The following is a 15,566-nucleotide window of genomic DNA, read 5'->3' as shown; positions in this document are numbered from 1 at the left end:
CCGTTTAGCGGAGCACGCCGGCTTCTCGATAATAGCGCTCCGCTCCCGGATGCAAGGGGATCGGCAAGCCGCTGGTGGCTTCTTCGAGTTTGATCCCTTTGGCGGCGGTATGCGCGGCGACGAGCTCGTCGAGATGCTCGAACATCGACTTCGTCATGAGATAGACCACTTCTTCCGGAACGCCGCTGTGCGTCACCAGCAGGTTGCGCACCGCCACCGTCGGGACGTCCTGCTCCTGACCCGTATAGGTGCCGGCCGGGATCACCGCCGGCTGATAGGCCGGGTCGCCGATCTTGGCGACGATTTCCGGCGGCACCGGAACGACGACGATCGACACGTTGGTCGCGAGGTCGCGAATCGAGGCCACACCGAGTCCAGCGGACTGTAGGGTGGCATCGATCTGGCGGTTCTTCATCAGTTCGACCGATTCGCCGAAGGGAAGGTATTCGACCTTGCCGAGATCGGCGTAGGAAAGACCCGCTGCGGCGAGTACGGCGCGCGCGTTGAGTTCGGTGCCCGAGCGCGGGGCCCCCACCGACAGGCGCTTGCCTCGCAGATCCTGCAGCGAGCGGATGCCGGACTCCCTGTTCGCCACGATTTGTATGTAGTTGGGATAGATCGCCGCCAGCGCCCGCAATTTGTCTAGCTTCTGCTTGAAACCGGCTTCCTCGTTCCCTTCCCAGGCCTGGGCGACGGCATCACCCAGTGAGAAGGCCACTTCGCCGCGACCGGCTTGTAGGAGATTGAGATTTTCCGCGCTCGCCTTGGTCGCCTGGACGCTCGTCTTCGCGCCGGGGATGGCTGCGCCGTAGATTTTGGACAGTGCCACTCCCAGTGGGTAATAGACCCCGCTGGTGCCGCCGGTGAGCACGGTGATGTAAGTCTGCGCTTGGGCTGCGGCGGCGAAAGCGCACAAGCCGAGCGCAGCGACGAAATGACGGATCGCACCCATGGTTTTCTCCTTTGGTCGATGACAAGGACCGGTCTGACGCCAGCTCAGCCGCTTTATAGCAGCCAGAATGGGGGTGGTCAAGCGTTGCGATTTACCGCCATACTCGAAGCGCGAAAGATCGGCTAGCATGGAGCTCATCGAGTTTCTTCGGATCCGGCCATGTCACTCGGTATCGTCGACTACCCCACCTTCCTGCTCGGCACCATTTTCGTCGTACTCCTACCGGGGCCGAACTCGCTCTACGTCATGACATCGGCTTCGAGACACGGCTGGCGCAGCGGCGCCTGGGCCGCACTGGGGGTACTCGTGGGAGATACGGTGTTGATGTGTGCAGCGGTATTCGGGGCTGCGTCACTTCTGAAGCTCGTACCGGCGCTTTTTCTAGGGCTCAGGCTCGCCGGGGCGGCTTACCTCTGCTGGATCGGTCTACAACTGATGCGCGCCGCCTGGCGGGCGAGCCAGGCCATGCGCCGCGGCGAGGCGATCGCCACGCCCGAAGAAGGCGTGCGCACAGGGGCCTTGCACCCCTTCCGTTCGGCCTTGCTCATCAGCCTGATGAACCCGAAGGCCATCCTCTTCTTCTTTTCCTTCTTCATCCAGTTCGTCGACCCGCAGGCGGGTCATCCGCTGCTCGCTTTCCTGGTGCTGGGCGTGTCGGTGCAGCTGTGCAGCATGACCTATCTCGCCACCCTGGTGCTTGCCGGCGCCAAGCTCGCCGCGGCCTTCCGCCGACACCGGCGGCTCGCCATCGGCGGCACCGGCGCGGTCGGGGCGCTCTTCGTCGCCTTCGGGATGAAGCTCGCGACGGCGAGCCTAGAATGAGGTGCCGTCGCCGGTCTCACACGTCGATGTTGCGAGCGTAGAGCGCGTTCGTCTCGATGAAGGCGCGCCGCGGTTCGACCTGCTCGCCCATCAGGGTGGTGAAGATCTCGTCGGCGGTGATGGCGTCGTCGATCTGCACGCGCAGCAGGCGCCGCACCGCCGGATCCATCGTCGTCTCCCACAACTGATCGGGGTTCATTTCGCCCAAGCCTTTGTAGCGCTGCTTGACGAGGTTGCGTTCGACCTCGGCGATGAGCCACTGCACGGCTTCGGCGAAGCTGCTTACCGGCTGGCGTTTTTCGCCGCGGCGTACCTGAGCGCCGGGGCCGACGAGATCGGCCAGCGTCCGGGCGGCCTCGCGGATGAGGCGCCAGTCGTGTGAGGCGAGGAAGTCGGGGTCGATGCGCGAGCGCCGGGCGTTGCCGTGGTGCATGCGCGTGAGCTCGAGCACCCACTCCTCGTTCGTCTCGTCGAACAGGGCTTCGACCTCCAGGGCGCCGTCGAGCGCAGCGCGCAGCCGCTCGGCACTCGCCAGGGCCGCTTCCTGGCTGGAGAGGTCGAGGGCGACGTCGTTGGCGAGCAGCGTGCGCAGCGCCTGTGCGTCGATGCGCGCGGCGTGGCGTGCGATGAGCGATTCGGCCAGCAAATACTGGCGCGCGAGGCCGGCGAGCGTTTCGTCGCGCAGCGGCTCGGCCCCTTCGCGCGGCAGCAGTTCCGCCCCGTCGAGGGCGAGCTTGAGCAGGTGCTGCTGCAGCTCCTGGTCGTCCTTGAGGTAGAGCTCGGTCTTGCCGTGCTTGATCTTGTAGAGCGGCGGCTGGGCGATGTAGATGTGGCCGCGCTCGACGAGCTCGGGCATCTGCCGGTAGAAGAAGGTGAGCAGCAGGGTGCGGATGTGAGCACCGTCGACGTCGGCGTCGGTCATGATGATGATGCGGTGGTAGCGCAGCTTCTCCGGCTTGTATTCGTCCTTGCCGATGCCGGTGCCCAGCGCCGTGATGAGAGTGGCGATCTCCTGGCTTTGCAGCAGCTTGTCGAAGCGCGCCTTCTCGACGTTGAGGATCTTGCCCTTGAGCGGCAGGATCGCCTGGAATTTGCGGTCGCGCCCCTGCTTGGCCGAGCCGCCGGCCGAATCCCCTTCGACGAGGAAGAGTTCGCACAGCGCCGGGTCCTTTTCCTGGCAGTCGGCGAGCTTGCCGGGCAAACCTACGCCGTCGAGCAGCCCCTTGCGCCGCGTCATTTCACGCGCCTTGCGCGCCGCCTCGCGTGCGCGCGCCGCCTCCACGATCTTGCCGCAGATGATCTTGGCGTCGTTGGGATTCTCCAGCAGGAACTCGGCGAGTTTGGCCGAGACGATCTCCTCGACTGCCGGGCGCGCCTCGGAGGAGACGAGTTTCATCTTCGTCTGGCTGGCGAACTTCGGATCGGGCATCTTCACCGAGAGCACGCAGGCGAGCCCCTCACGCATGTCGTCGCCGGTGATCTCGACCTTGGCCTTCTTGGCGATCTCCTGCTCTTCGATGTAGCGGTTGATGACGCGCGTGAGCGCGGCACGCAAGCCGGTGAGGTGCGTGCCGCCGTCGGGCTGCGGGATGTTGTTGGTGTAGCACAGCACCTGTTCCTGGTAGCTGTCGTTCCACTGCATCGCCACCTCGACGGCGATCTCGACCTCGTGCCCCACGTCCTGCGGCACCTTCACCACCCCCTGGGCATGGAAGATGTGGGGATGGATGGGGTGTTTGTTGCGGTTGAGGTATTGGACGTAGCCGCGCACCCCGCCGGAGAAGGCGAAATCCTCTTCTTTGCCGGTGCGCTGGTCAACGAGCTTGATGCGCACGCCGTTGTTGAGGAAGGAGAGCTCGCGCAGGCGCTTGGCGAGAATGTCGTAGTGGTATTCGATGGTGCCGAAGATCTCCTCGTCGGCGAGCCAATGCACTTCGGTGCCGCGCTTGGTGGTCGGCCCCAGTTCGCGCATCTTGCGCACGGGGATGCCGTCGATCACCTCTTCGACGAAATCGGCCGGCACGCCGCGGTGGAATTCCATGAAATGCTTCTTGCCGTCGCGCCGCACCGTGAGCCGCAGCCATTTGGAGAGCGCGTTGACGCAAGATACGCCAACGCCGTGCAGCCCGCCGGAAACCTTGTAGCTGTTCTGGTTGAACTTGCCCCCGGCATGCAGCACGCACATGACGATCTCGGCGGCGCTTCGCTTGGGCTCGTGTTTGTCGTCCCACTTGATGCCCACCGGGATGCCGCGTCCGTTGTCGACCACCGACACGGAATCGTCGGCGTGGATCGTCACCACGATCTCGTCGCAGTAGCCGGCGAGCGCCTCGTCGATGGCGTTGTCGACCACCTCGAACACCATGTGGTGTAGCCCGGTGCCATCGGAAGTATCACCGATGTACATGCCGGGACGCTTGCGCACGGCCTCCAGCCCTTCGAGCTGCTGGATGGCGGATTCGTCGTAGGTTTCACTGGGGGTCTTTTTCTGCACGTCTCGGCTCATGACGGAAATTCTTTCCTCGTAGCGTATCGATAAAATGTCTGACAGATTTTTTGGGGTACGGTTCTACAGGCGCATCGGCATCACGACGTATTCGAAGCGCTCGTCTTCGGGGACGGTGATGAGGGCGGCGGCGTTGCCGTCCTTGAGCGACAGATGCACGACTTCGTTGGTGAGCGCTCCCAGTACGTCGAGCAGATAGCCGACGTTGAAGCCGATCTCCAGCGGTTCGCCGTCGTAGGCGATCTCGATCTCCTCGATGGCCTCTTCCTGTTCGGCGTTGTGGCTCGACAGGCGCACCAGCCCCGGGGAGAAGGAGAGTTTGACCGGGCGGATCTTGTCGCTGGCGAGGATCGCCACGCGCTGCAAGGCTTGCTGCAGTTCGGTGCGCACGAAAGAGACACGGATGGGGTGCCCTTGGGGAATGACGCGACGAAAATCGGGGAATCGCCCGTCGATGATCTTGCTGAGGAATTCGCTGTCCTTGAAGCGGAACACGATCTGCTTGTCGGCGATGCGCACTTCCACGGTGTCGTCGGAATCGGTGAGCAGCCGCTGCAGCTCGCCCACCGCCTTGCGCGGCACGATGGCTTCGCGCGCGCTCGCCAAGGGTTCGGCCAGAGGTTGCGCGCAATGAGCCAGCCGGTGGCTGTCGGTGGTCACCACGTCGAGCCGGTCGCCTTCGGCGGCAAAGAGCATGCCCACGAGGTAGTAGCGGATGTCCTGCTGCGCCATGGCGTAGGAGGTGAGCGCGATGAGGCGGCGCAGCTCGCGCTGGGTGAGCCGCATGGGCACGTCTTCACCCTCCGGTGGGACGAGGCGGGGGAATTCCTCTGCCGGCAGCGCCTGCAGGGTGAAACGGCTGCGACCGCAGCGCAGGACGAGGCGGCTCTCGCCGTCGCGCTCGAGCCGTATCGCCGCGCCTTCGGGAAGGCTGCGCAGGATGTCGAGCAGTTTTTTTGCGTTGACGGTGAGCCGTCCCGTTTCGCCCGGCAGCTCGCTCGCGTCGATGTGGACGGCGAGCTGCATTTCGCCGTCGGTGGCGGTGAGCCCGAGGCGGCCGGCGTCGCGCTCCAGCAGCACATTGGCGAGGATGGGTTTCGTCTGGCGTTTTTCGACCACGCCACTGGTGGCCAGCAGCGGTTGCAGCAGCTGGTCGCGGGTCGATTCGAGAAAGAGCATCGGGCCTCTCCTGAATTGGAAGTCTTCAGCCGCGCAGGACCTGCAGCAGCACGTGGACGTCGTGGTTGAGTTGGGGATCGGTCAGACGCAGCTCGTTGATCGTGCGGTAGGCGTGCAGCACCGTCGTGTGGTCACGCCCGCCGAAGGCTTCGCCGATGGCCGGCAGCGACAGCGGCGTGAGCTCCTTGGCGAGCCACATCGCCACCTGCCGGGGGCGAGCCACCGCCCGCGTGCGTTTCTTCGAGTGCATGTCGGCGACCTTGGTCTTGTAGTAGTCGGCCACCGTCTTCTGGATGTGCTCGACGGTGAGCTGTCGGTTGTAGGCGTGCAGGATGTCCTTGAGCGCCTCTTTGGCCAGCTCCAGCGTGATCGGCTGACTGTGGAAGTTGGCGAAGGCCACCACCTTGTTGAGTGCGCCTTCGAGTTCGCGCACGTTCGAGCGCAGGTTCTTGGCGATCAAGAAGGCCACGTCGTCGCCCACCTGCACGCCCAAGAGTTGCGCCTTCTTCTGCACGATGGCCACCCGCATCTCGAGCTCGGGCGGCTCGATCTGCACCGTCAGGCCCCAGTCGAAACGCGAGATGAGCCGATCTTCCAGCCCTTGAATGTCTTTGGGATAGGTATCGCAGGTGATGACGATCTGCTTGTGCGCCTCGGTGAGGGCGTTGAAGGCATGGAAGAATTCTTCCTGTGTGCGCGCCTTGTTCTGGAAGAATTGGATGTCGTCGATGAGCAGCACGTCGAGCGAACGGTAGTAGCGCTTGAAGGCATCGAAGCTCTTCTGCTGGTAGGCTCGGACGACGTCGGCGTAGTAGTCCTCGGCGTGGACGTAGCGGATCACCACACGCGGGTCGGTACGGAAGATGGCGTTGCCGATGGCATGGATGAGGTGCGTCTTGCCCAGTCCGACCCCGCCATAGACGAACAGCGGATTGTAGGAGGCGCCGGGGTTGTGCGCCACTTGCATGGCCGCGGCGCGGGCGAGGTCGTTGGCTCGGCCGGTGACGAGGGTGTCGAAAGTCGCCGCTGGGTTGAGCCGCGTGCGCTCGTAGAGCGCTTCGAGGGTCGAGGACGGGGCCACGTCCTCGGCGAGTGGCGGGGGGCGGCGTTTCGGGGCGCTGCGGGCGGGGCGGGGTTTGGCTTCGGCGGTGCGTTCCTGCGTCGTCGCCGCGGCAGGAGGAGCCGAGTCCGCAGGTGCCGCTTCGGAGGATTCGACGTCGGGAGCCGAAGCCCGGGCTTTGGCCGATGCGGGCCGATTGGATCGCGGCGGCGTGCCTCCTTTGGCGGTAGCGCCCAGCTGCAGTTCGGCCTGGGCGATGCCGAGCTCGGCGAGATGTTCGGCGATCTTGGACCAGTAGCGCTCGCGCACCCACTGCAGGATGAAGCGGTTGGGCGCGAGCACGCGCAGCCGCACTCCTGCGCCTCCTTCCTCGGGTTCGGCGCTCAGGGCACGGATCCAGGTATTGTATTGCTGCGCCGGCAGCGAGGCACGCAGACGCTCGCAGCAGGCGGTCCACGCTTCGTGACTCAAGGAGAAGGCCCTCTGGACGGATTGACGACGTTCCAGGGGGTATTCTAACCCGTCCACCCAAAAGGTGAGTTATCCACAGGGTGGGCGAAATCTCGAACAGGGAAACGACCCAGTCCTGGGGGTCGGGGACCGGACGATTGCATCGACCCGCGACGTCGTGCATCGTTCTTGGGTCATACTCGGGATGTCGGAGGACACCATTCGACGTGGCAACAAGCACCGACGCTGAAGACCCGGCGCTTCCTGTGCTCGCTTCTCGAGGCAGCCCCTTTTGCCTGCGTACGATTCCCGCCGACAGCGGCAAGGAATTCACTGACCGATTCATTGCCCGCGGCATGCGTATTCCTACGGAGACGCATGCCTTCGATGAACAGTGCCAGGCGCTCGACCCCGAACTCGTCGGCGAGGTGCTCACGGAAGTGAGGAGCCGTCAGCGCCGCACGACCTCCACGAGATAGCCTGGCTTTCGTAGGCTCGTGAGCACGAAGCGCTCGAAGCGCGGGCAGGCGGCGAGCGTCGACTCGGCGATCGCGCGGGCGGCGGGTAGGAGGCGATCGTCGTCGACCATGTTGAGCACGGGGATCACGCGTTTTCCTGCCGTGCCTTGCAAAAGACCCTCTTCGCGGGTGTAGAGCGAGACGAAGTCGGGAATGGCCACCGGTTCGCCGAGGGGGCGGCCGGTGAGGGCGGAGACGCGCTCGGGGCGGTGCGCGATCGTCTCGGAGAGGGGTTGTCCCAGCGCCTGCAGCGAGAGGACGAGGAGCACCGTGTCGGTCGCTTCGGGCAGGCTCGGTTCGTGCGGCGCCGGGGCCTTGAGGAGCCGCGAGCGGGCGCCGTCGGCCTTTACCAGCGTGAGATCGAGCCCGCCCTCGCGGTGCAGCCTGGCGATGCACTCTCCGGACACGGCCGCCACCCGCCCCGGCTTGTCCGAGGGCGTGGCGTAGGCCACTTTGCGTGCGCGGCTCGCGCGTACTTTTTCTTCGAGTTCGTCTTCAGGAGCGACGAGGATCTCGGCGCCGAGTTCGGGAGCGAAGTCGGTGATGAAGGTGGTGGTGGTGAGAGCCACGCGTCCGGGGTGGGCGGCGAAGATCTGGTAGAGCGTGGTCTTCTTGCCGCCGGCACCGACGGCAGCGAGGATGCCGCTTTGGGCGCCCAGTGCCTCGAGGAGTGCGCTCGTGCGTTCGTTCATCGGACTCCCTTTCGTCAACCGCCGGTGGCGTTCATGTGCCGGAAGAGCACGGGTTTGGCGGTGAGATCGAACTCGTGCCCTTTGGGTTTGATCGCCATCGCGGCGACGATGGCTTCCTTGAGCGGTTCGAGTTCGCCGGGATGGGTGCGCAGCACCCGGCGCAGGTCGACCGAGTGCTCTTGCCCCAGGCACAGCAAGAGCCGCCCTTCGGTGGTGACGCGCACGCGGTTGCAGTTGTCGCAGAAATTGTGGCTATGGGGCGAGATGAATCCGACGAGGGTGCCGGTCTCGGCGATGCGCTCGTAACGGGCCGGGCCGCCGGTGCGTTCGACGGTGGGCAGCAAGGTGTAGCGCTCGAGGATGCGCGCGCGCACTTCGTCGCTGGGCACGAAACTCGCGTACCGATCGTGTCCTTCGAGCTCGCCGAGTGGCATCTCCTCGATGAAACAGAGGGTGAAACCGCGTTCGGCGGCGAATTCGACCAGATCGAGGATCTCGTCGTCGTTGATGCCGCGCATCGGTACGGCGTTGAGTTTGATCGCTTCGAATCCGGCACGCTGGGCCGCCTCGATCCCCTCGAGCACCTTGTCGAGGCTGCCTACGCGCGAGATGGCGCGAAAGCGCTCGGGGCGCAGGCTGTCGAGGCTCACGTTGATGCGCCGCACGCCGGCCTCACGCAGTGCCACGGCATGGCGAGCGAGCTGGGAGCCGTTGGTCGTCAGTGTGAGCTCTTTCAGACCGGGGAGTTTGCCCAGTTCGGCGAAGAGCGAGAGGACGTTTTGCCGTACGAGGGGCTCGCCTCCAGTGATGCGCAGTTTCGTCACGCCCAGCTCGACGAAGGCGCGGCCGATCAGCGCCATCTCTTCCAGCGTCAGGATGCGCGCCTTGGGTAGGAAAGTCATCTGCTCGTTCATGCAGTAGACGCAGCGCAAGTCGCAGCGGTCCGTCACCGACAGGCGCACGTAGGTGACGTGTCGGCCGAAGCGGTCGATCAGGGGCGGGGTGGCCGGGGCTCGGGTGTCCATCGCGGCGGCTCCTGTATCATCGTGGGGTCACGAACATCGCGTTTTGGAGTTGTCATGACCGATTTGCCGCACCTCACCGCCACCGGCGCCGCCCACATGGTGGACGTCGGGGAGAAGGAGAAGACGCATCGGGTCGCGATCGCCGAAGGATACCTCGAAATGTCGCCAGCAGCACTCACGGCGCTCGTCGAGGGCAACCTGAAGAAGGGTGACGCCCTGGCGGCGGCGCGCATCGCCGGGATCATGGCGGCGAAACGCACTTGGGAACTGGTGCCGCTGTGCCATCCCGTGGCGCTCACGCACCTGGAGGTGGAGGTGGAGCCGGTAGTGGAGCGAGCGGCGGTACGCTGCCGCGCCCGGGCCGAGACGCGCGAACGCACCGGCGTGGAGATGGAAGCGCTCACGGCGGTGCAGGTGGCGCTCCTCACGGTCTACGACATGTGCAAGGCGATCGACAAGGGGATGCGCATCACCGACGTCGGCTTGGTGCACAAAAGCGGCGGACGCTCGGGGACGTGGCAGCGGCAGGGGTGAGTCACCTCACCCCAAGGCGCGCTTCCAGCGCACGCCATTCTTCCTCGGTATTCACATTGACGAAAGACTCGGCTTCGTCGGAAAAATCGGCAATCGCCAAGCGCTGCGCCGTAAGCCAGGCTGCGACCTTGCGCTCGCCTTCGTGCAAACGGCGTTCGAGCTCTACGCGCGCAGTCGCCGGTAAAAGTACGAAGACCGGTTGCAACCGCCCTGCTGCCCGGGCGACGGCCACGTCGGCCTCGGCGGTGCAGCGCGCCTGCCACAGCCGAGCGACGAGGTCGGACGGCAGCAGGGGGCAATCGCAGGGGACGACGACCACCCAGTCGGTGCGGGCGGTGGCAAGCCCTGTGGCGATGCCGGCGAGCGGTCCGGCGAACCCGCCTTCGAGGTCCGGAATCACCGGCACGCCGTAGGCGGCGTAACGCTCGTGGTGACGGTTGGCGTTGATGAGAATCGCCCCGGTCTGCGGCCGCAGCCGCTCGAGCACGTACTCGATGAGCGGCCGTCCGTGCAGTTCGATCAAGCCCTTGTCGACGCCACCCAAGCGCGTGCCGCGACCGCCGGCGAGGATGAGGCCGGTGAGGGGTGGGAGAGTGGGCAAGTGTGGAGCAGGCATAGGGGGAGAAAAGGTGCAGGATTCTCGCAGTGTAACCGATTCGCCTTCTGCGATTTTCCTTGACATGTCCTCTGCTTGTCTGTTAAATAACGAAATTTTCCCGTTCGAGGTAGTCCCATGAAACGCACCTATCAACCCTCCAAGATCCGTCGCAAGCGTACCCATGGTTTCCTCGTGCGCATGCGCACCCGGGGTGGCCGCTCCGTGATCCGGGCGCGGCGGGCCAAGGGTCGTCATCGCCTGGCCGTTTGAGCGGCGAGATCCCGTCTGAGGCGGAGGCACGTTTTCGCCGTGCCGACCGCCTGCTGCGACCGTCCGAATTCTCGCGCGTCTTCACGGCGCGGCGGGTGATCCGCGGGCGTTTTTTTTCCGTCCACTGGAGCCCCAACGAGCTGGGTCGCCCGCGTCTGGGGCTGGTGGTGGCAAAGAAGCTCGTGCGCCGCGCGCATCAGCGCAACCTCGTCAAGCGCATCGCCCGCGAGACTTTCCGTCTCGAAAAAGCGCGGCTGCCGGCTTGCGACGTGGTGGTGCGGCTGAGCGCGCCGATCGTCGAGGCCACGCGTCGGATGCTGCGCGAGGATCTCCTTTCCTGCTTCGAGCGGCTTGCGCGGGAGGCCGGCAAATGCGCCGCCTCCTGATTGCGCTCATCCGGGGTTATCAAGTGGCGATCAGCCCTTGGCTGGGGCGTAACTGCCGGTTTTACCCGAGCTGCTCGCAATATACGTTGGAAGCGATCGAGCGCCACGGGGCCGTGAAAGGCTTGTGGCTGGGGATGCGGCGCGTGTTACGTTGCCATCCCTTTCATCCCGGCGGGCACGACCCTGTGCCATAATTCGCCGATTATTTTGCCCGTTTTCCAGGATGGATCCATGGAGCAACGCCGTCTGATCCCGTTGTTGGTGTTCCTTTTCTCGTTGGTGATGCTGTGGGAGGCGTGGTTGCGCCACAACCAGCCGGCGCCGCAGCCGCAAGCCGAGCGTCCCGTCGCAACCCAACAGGGGGCCGGTCTGGGTGAGGTACCCCAGTCGCAGCGGGCCGCCGTGGCGCCGGCTTCCGGAGCGATCGAAGAGGCCCAGGCGCGCCGCATGGTGGTCGAGACCGATCGCTTTACCGCGGAGATCTCGGAGCGCGGTGGCGACATCGTTTTCCTCGCCTTCAAGGACCACTCGGCGCGTGAGGATCACAGCAAGCCCTTCATACTCTTCGACGATGGCCGCGCCGGCCACGTCTATCGGGTGCAGTCGGGGCTGATCGGAGCGGGCCTGCCGAACCACCGCTCGCAATGGCAGCTGCCGGCCGAGGCCGTACGGCTTGCGCCAGGGCAGGACGTGCTGGAAGTTCGGCTCACGGCTCAGGCGGACGATGGGGCGCTCGTGACCAAAGTGCTGCGTTTCAAGCGCGGCGAATATCTGGTCGAGGTGCGCCACGAGGTTGCCAACGCGGGCACGGCGCCGATCGAAGCGTCGACGTATTATCAATTCCTGCGCGATGGCTTGCCGGCCGAGGAGCATTCGCTCTTCGGGGTTCGCACGTTCACCGGCCCGGCGATCTATACCGCCGAGAGCAAGTACAAGAAGATCGACTTCGAGGACGTGCTCAAAGGCAAGGCGGAGTTTCCGCGGCTCGCGCAGGATGGCTGGATCGCCATGGTGCAGCATTACTTCGTCGCGGCTTGGTTGCCGCAGGAGGGGGTGCAGCGCGAGTTCTACGTCCGGCCGGTGGAGGGGGGCTTGTTCCAGGCAGGCGTGATCCTGCCGCTGGGGACGGTCGCGCCGGGTGAGGCGAAGGAGGGATCGGTGCGCCTCTATGCCGGGCCGCAGACGCAGAGCGTGCTGGGTACGCTCGCGCCGGGGTTCGACCTGGTGGTCGATTACGGTTGGTTTACGGTGATCGCCGCGCCGCTCTTCTGGGTACTGTCCTGGTTGTACAAGCTCACTGGGAACTGGGGCTGGGCGATCGTGCTGGTGACGGTGCTTCTGAAAGCGATTTTCTATCCCTTGTCGGCAGCGAGCTACCGTTCGATGGCCAAGATGCGCGCGCTCACCCCCCGACTGCAGCGCCTCAAGGAGCTCTATGGCGACGACAAGGCGCGCATGCAGCAGGAGATGATGCGCATCTACCAGGAGGAGAAGGTCAATCCGCTGGGCGGCTGCCTGCCCATCCTGGTGCAGATCCCGGTTTTCATCGCGCTTTACTGGGTGCTGCTCAATAGCGTCGAGATGCGCCAGGCACCGTGGATCCTGTGGATCCAGGATCTGTCGATGCGTGATCCTTACTTCGTGCTGCCCCTCCTCATGGGCGCGTCGATGTTCGTGCAGATGAAGCTCAACCCGCAGCCGGTCGATCCGATGCAGGCGAAACTGATGCTCGCCATGCCCATCGTGTTCACGGTGATGTTCCTGTGGTTCCCTGCCGGTTTGGTGCTCTATTGGCTGACGAACAACGTGCTGTCGATCGCCCAGCAGTGGCTGATCACACGGCAGATCGAGGCGGGTGGCAAGGCGTCGAAGTGAGGTCGGCGAGGGCGTGAGCAAAGAGCGGCACATGGAAGGAGCGCCGCGCGAGGTGATCGCGGCGATCGCCACCGCACCGGGGCGCGGCGGCATCGGTGTGGTGCGGGTCTCGGGCCCGGGGCTCGCGGCCTTTTCCGAAGCGCTGCTCGGGCGGGTGCCGGCGCCGCGCAGGGCGACGTTTGCACGCTTTCGCGATGCGCAGGGCGCGGTGATCGACGAGGGGTTGGCGCTGTACTTTCCGGCGCCGCATTCGTTTACCGGCGAAGACGTGCTGGAGCTGCACGGACACGGCGGACCCGTGGTGCTGCACCTGTTGCTCGAGCGCTGCCTCGAGCTGGGTGCTCGGCTCGCCCGTCCCGGAGAATTCACCGAGCGCGCCTTTCTTGCCGGCAAGATCGATCTGGCACAGGCTGAGGCCGTGGCCGATCTGATCGACGCCTCCACCCGGGCTGCGGCCCGAGGGGCGGCGCGCTCGCTCACGGGGGAATTCTCCCGCGCCGTGCGCGCGCTGCAGGAGCGCCTGATCGAGGCGCGCATGTGGGTCGAGGCTTCGCTCGATTTTCCCGAAGAGGATCTGGAACTCATCGCCGCCGCGCGCATCCGCGAGAAGGTCGCCGAAACGCTCTCCACTCTCGATCGGCTGCTCGAGAACGCGCGCCAGGGAGCGCTGCTGCGCCGGGGGCTGCACGTGGTGATCGCCGGTGCGCCCAACGTCGGCAAGTCGAGCCTGCTCAATGCCTTGATGGGGGAGGAGCGGGCGATCGTCACCGACATCGCCGGCACCACCCGGGACGTGCTGCGCGAGGCCATCCAGATCGAGGGGATTCCGCTCTACGTGATCGACACGGCGGGACTGCGGGCCACCGACGATCCGGTGGAGCGCATCGGCGTGGCGCGTACGCGCGAAGCGATCGCGCAGGCAGACGTGGTGCTCGCGCTGCGCGCGCTCGATCGATCCGAGCCGACACCGCTCGAGGAAGTGCTGGCGCTCGCTCCCTCCGAGGTGCCGGTGATCGAGGTGGTGAACAAGATCGATTTGACGGGTGAGGCGCCGCGGCGCGAGACGGGAGCAGGTGGGCGCATCCGCGAGCGCGTGTGGCTGTCGGCACGCACCGGCGAGGGTCTGGACCTGCTGCGTGCGGCGCTGCTGGAGGTGGCCGGCTGGCATGCCCAGGGGGAAGACGTGGTACTGGCGCGCGAGCGGCATCTGGAGGCCTTGCGCGAGGCGCGTGGCTCGCTCGCCGCGGCGCTGGAAACGGGTGAGGCGCTCGAGCTTCTCGCCGAAGAGCTGCGCATGGCCCACCGGGCGCTCGGACGCATCCTCGGAGAATACGACGTGGAGGATCTGCTCGGCGAGATTTTCAGCCGATTCTGCATTGGCAAATGAGAATATCGCCGGAATGTTCCACGTGGAACATTCGAAAGGAGAAGGAGTGGGGCTCGAAGATTTGAGCTGGATATGGCTCGTCCTGGGTGGGGCGGCCTTTCTCGCGGGGCTCATCGATGCCGCGGTGGGGGGCGGGGGGCTCATCCAGGTCCCCGCTTTGTTGCTCGCTTTTCCGCAGTCGCCGCTCGCGGATCTCTTCGGCACGAACAAGGTCGCTTCCGTGGTGGGCACGGCGGCGGCGGCACGTCAATATCTGCGACGCATCGCCCTGCCTGGCGCGTTGTTGGCGACGGTGGCGACGGCGGCTGGGCTGGGTAGCTGGTTCGGGGCGAGCGCGGTGACGCATTTCCCGCGTGAATGGGCGCGGCCCATGGTGCTGGTGCTGCTGAGCCTGGTGGCGGTCTATACCTTTGCCAAAAAGGACTTTGGTCTGCAGTCTCGCACTACGGCTTGGGAACGGGCCGATCTGGGCCGGGCGACGGGCATCGGCTTGGTGATCGGGTTCTACGATGGTTTCTTCGGCCCCGGGACGGGCAGCTTCTTCATCTTCGCCTTCGTGCGTCTGTTGCGCCTGGATTTTCTCCATGCGTCGGCCTTGGCCAAGGTCGGCAACGTGGCGACGAACGTTGCGGCCATCGCCTATTTCTGGGGCCATGCACACATCGCCTGGGCCCTGGGAGGGTGGTTGGCGCTGTGCAACGTCTTGGGTTCGCGTGTCGGCAGCGGCTTGGCATTGCGCCATGGTTCCGGCTTCGTACGCAAGCTCTTCCTCGTCGTAGTGACGGTGCTGATCGTGCGCTTGAGTTGGGAACAATTGTCCCCATATTTATTCTGATTGCGGGCACACCGCAGAGGGGAATGAACGCCTTCGGGCAGTTCGTTGTATAATCTTCGGTTTTCCATGGCTGGCCGGGAGAAGTGGAGATGAACGGTCTTCATCTGATTGCGGATCTCTATGATTGCCGCTGCGATGTCGCTCTGCTCACCGACCGGGAACGGTTGGAGACCTTGTGCGTGCAGGAGTGCCGTGAGGCAGGACTGACGCCGTTGGGCGCTTATTTCTATCAGTTCCGACACGACAACGGCGAGAATGCCGGCGTCACCGGCACGGTGGTGTTGGCCGAATCTCACCTGGCCATCCATACCTGGCCCGAAACGGGCAACGTCACGCTGGACGTGTACGTGTGTAATTTCTCCAAGGACAACTCCGAGCTCGCCAGGCAGGTGTTTCGCCGTGTGATCGAAACGCTCAATCCGATGGAGGTGGTGAGCCATTCGGTGGTGCGCGGTAAGATCGCGCCGCGGGAGTGAG

Annotated in this window: 17 protein-coding genes; 10 read left to right on the top strand and 7 right to left on the bottom strand. The window is 65.1% G+C overall.

The window, feature by feature from the left end; translation table 11 throughout:
* Positions 1-4: 4 nt before the first annotated feature.
* On the bottom strand, positions 5-952 hold the full coding sequence (locus EPD81_RS03775; protein WP_142804050.1) for a TAXI family TRAP transporter solute-binding subunit: 948 nt from the start codon (positions 950-952) through the stop codon (positions 5-7).
* Between the two features lie 159 nt (positions 953-1,111).
* Between EPD81_RS03775 and leuE the strand changes: the two genes are divergently transcribed.
* A complete protein-coding gene (gene leuE / locus EPD81_RS03770) occupies positions 1,112-1,774 on the top strand; it encodes a leucine efflux protein LeuE (protein WP_142804049.1) in 663 nt (220 codons plus the stop codon).
* A 16-nt stretch (positions 1,775-1,790) separates the two neighbouring features.
* On the opposite strand, the gene gyrB is transcribed toward leuE, so the two are convergent.
* The 3 genes from gyrB to dnaA form a co-directional block, all read right to left on the bottom strand.
* Complete coding sequence (gene gyrB, locus EPD81_RS03765; RefSeq protein WP_142804048.1) at positions 1,791-4,280, bottom strand: DNA topoisomerase (ATP-hydrolyzing) subunit B; 2,490 nt, start codon at positions 4,278-4,280, stop codon at positions 1,791-1,793.
* Between the two features lie 63 nt (positions 4,281-4,343).
* On the bottom strand, positions 4,344-5,459 hold the full coding sequence (gene dnaN, locus EPD81_RS03760) for a DNA polymerase III subunit beta (protein ID WP_142804047.1): 1,116 nt from the start codon (positions 5,457-5,459) through the stop codon (positions 4,344-4,346).
* A gap of 25 nt (positions 5,460-5,484) precedes the next feature.
* Positions 5,485-6,990, bottom strand: coding sequence for a chromosomal replication initiator protein DnaA (gene dnaA / locus EPD81_RS03755; RefSeq protein WP_142804046.1), 1,506 nt, complete (start codon positions 6,988-6,990; stop codon positions 5,485-5,487).
* Between the two features lie 206 nt (positions 6,991-7,196).
* On the opposite strand from dnaA, the gene EPD81_RS10950 reads away from it, so the two are divergent.
* The gene (locus EPD81_RS10950; protein WP_142804045.1) at positions 7,197-7,448 is read left to right on the top strand and encodes a hypothetical protein; all 252 of its coding nucleotides are present in this window, start codon (positions 7,197-7,199) and stop codon (positions 7,446-7,448) included.
* Here the strand turns inward: EPD81_RS10950 and yqeC are convergent.
* Together yqeC and moaA are read right to left on the bottom strand one after the other, a co-directional pair.
* Positions 7,421-8,179, bottom strand: coding sequence for a selenium cofactor biosynthesis protein YqeC (gene yqeC, locus EPD81_RS03745; protein WP_142804044.1), 759 nt, complete (start codon positions 8,177-8,179; stop codon positions 7,421-7,423). The genes EPD81_RS10950 and yqeC overlap by 28 nt on opposite strands.
* A gap of 14 nt (positions 8,180-8,193) precedes the next feature.
* A complete protein-coding gene (gene moaA, locus EPD81_RS03740) occupies positions 8,194-9,204 on the bottom strand; it encodes a GTP 3',8-cyclase MoaA (RefSeq protein ID WP_142804043.1) in 1,011 nt (336 codons plus the stop codon).
* A gap of 54 nt (positions 9,205-9,258) precedes the next feature.
* Here moaA and moaC point away from each other — a divergent pair, with 54 nt between their 5' ends.
* Entirely contained in the window at positions 9,259-9,738 is a 480-nt protein-coding gene (gene moaC / locus EPD81_RS03735; RefSeq protein ID WP_142804042.1) for a cyclic pyranopterin monophosphate synthase MoaC, read from the top strand.
* 1 nt (position 9,739) lies between these two features.
* Here the strand turns inward: moaC and mobA are convergent, their stop codons facing one another.
* Positions 9,740-10,354 carry a molybdenum cofactor guanylyltransferase MobA gene (gene mobA / locus EPD81_RS03730; protein ID WP_142804274.1) on the bottom strand — a complete coding sequence of 205 codons (615 nt, stop codon included), beginning with the start codon at positions 10,352-10,354 and terminating at the stop codon, positions 9,740-9,742.
* A 117-nt stretch (positions 10,355-10,471) separates the two neighbouring features.
* On the opposite strand from mobA, the gene rpmH reads away from it, so the two are divergent.
* The 7 genes from rpmH (at position 10,472) to speD (ending at position 15,565) form a co-directional block, all read left to right on the top strand.
* A complete protein-coding gene (rpmH, locus tag EPD81_RS03725) occupies positions 10,472-10,606 on the top strand; it encodes a 50S ribosomal protein L34 (protein WP_028875239.1) in 135 nt (44 codons plus the stop codon).
* A complete protein-coding gene (gene rnpA, locus EPD81_RS03720; RefSeq protein WP_194240878.1) occupies positions 10,603-10,992 on the top strand; it encodes a ribonuclease P protein component in 390 nt (129 codons plus the stop codon). Before rpmH ends, rnpA begins: the two co-directional genes overlap by 4 nt.
* Positions 10,977-11,186 (top strand): membrane protein insertion efficiency factor YidD, encoded by a 210-nt coding sequence (gene yidD / locus EPD81_RS03715; protein ID WP_142804041.1) that lies wholly within the window; start codon positions 10,977-10,979, stop codon positions 11,184-11,186. The genes rnpA and yidD overlap by 16 nt, the downstream gene beginning before the upstream one ends.
* A 37-nt stretch (positions 11,187-11,223) precedes the next feature.
* On the top strand, positions 11,224-12,867 hold the full coding sequence (gene yidC / locus EPD81_RS03710) for a membrane protein insertase YidC (RefSeq protein WP_142804040.1): 1,644 nt from the start codon (positions 11,224-11,226) through the stop codon (positions 12,865-12,867).
* 31 nt (positions 12,868-12,898) lie between these two features.
* A complete protein-coding gene (mnmE, locus tag EPD81_RS03705; RefSeq protein ID WP_142804039.1) occupies positions 12,899-14,254 on the top strand; it encodes a tRNA uridine-5-carboxymethylaminomethyl(34) synthesis GTPase MnmE in 1,356 nt (451 codons plus the stop codon).
* 22 nt (positions 14,255-14,276) lie between these two features.
* A complete protein-coding gene (locus tag EPD81_RS03700; protein ID WP_221929199.1) occupies positions 14,277-15,089 on the top strand; it encodes a TSUP family transporter in 813 nt (270 codons plus the stop codon).
* An 89-nt stretch (positions 15,090-15,178) separates the two neighbouring features.
* Complete coding sequence (speD, locus tag EPD81_RS03695; protein ID WP_142804037.1) at positions 15,179-15,565, top strand: adenosylmethionine decarboxylase; 387 nt, start codon at positions 15,179-15,181, stop codon at positions 15,563-15,565.
* Position 15,566: the final 1 nt, after the last annotated feature.

The organism is Tepidiphilus sp. J10 (assembly GCF_006980785.1).
GTDB lineage: Bacteria > Pseudomonadota > Gammaproteobacteria > Burkholderiales > Rhodocyclaceae > Tepidiphilus > Tepidiphilus olei.
Note: the sequence above shows the minus strand (reverse complement) of the source record. Positions and strands in the feature narration are given on the sequence as shown.

Bases quoted from the DNA above. Each gene is read 5' to 3' on its own strand.
- EPD81_RS03775 (WP_142804050.1), bottom strand. From the start codon at position 952: ATGGGTGCGATCCGTCATTTCGTCGCTGCGCTCGGCTTGTGCGCTTTC.
- leuE (WP_142804049.1), top strand. From the start codon at position 1,112: ATGTCACTCGGTATCGTCGACTACCCCACCTTCCTGCTCGGCACCATT.
- gyrB (WP_142804048.1), bottom strand. From the start codon at position 4,280: ATGAGCCGAGACGTGCAGAAAAAGACCCCCAGTGAAACCTACGACGAA.
- dnaN (WP_142804047.1), bottom strand. From the start codon at position 5,459: ATGCTCTTTCTCGAATCGACCCGCGACCAGCTGCTGCAACCGCTGCTG.
- yqeC (WP_142804044.1), bottom strand. From the start codon at position 8,179: ATGAACGAACGCACGAGCGCACTCCTCGAGGCACTGGGCGCCCAAAGC.
- moaA (WP_142804043.1), bottom strand. From the start codon at position 9,204: ATGGACACCCGAGCCCCGGCCACCCCGCCCCTGATCGACCGCTTCGGC.
- moaC (WP_142804042.1), top strand. From the start codon at position 9,259: ATGACCGATTTGCCGCACCTCACCGCCACCGGCGCCGCCCACATGGTG.
- mobA (WP_142804274.1), bottom strand. From the start codon at position 10,354: ATGCCTGCTCCACACTTGCCCACTCTCCCACCCCTCACCGGCCTCATC.
- rpmH (WP_028875239.1), top strand. From the start codon at position 10,472: ATGAAACGCACCTATCAACCCTCCAAGATCCGTCGCAAGCGTACCCAT.
- yidD (WP_142804041.1), top strand. From the start codon at position 10,977: ATGCGCCGCCTCCTGATTGCGCTCATCCGGGGTTATCAAGTGGCGATC.
- yidC (WP_142804040.1), top strand. From the start codon at position 11,224: ATGGAGCAACGCCGTCTGATCCCGTTGTTGGTGTTCCTTTTCTCGTTG.
- mnmE (WP_142804039.1), top strand. From the start codon at position 12,899: ATGGAAGGAGCGCCGCGCGAGGTGATCGCGGCGATCGCCACCGCACCG.
- speD (WP_142804037.1), top strand. From the start codon at position 15,179: ATGAACGGTCTTCATCTGATTGCGGATCTCTATGATTGCCGCTGCGAT.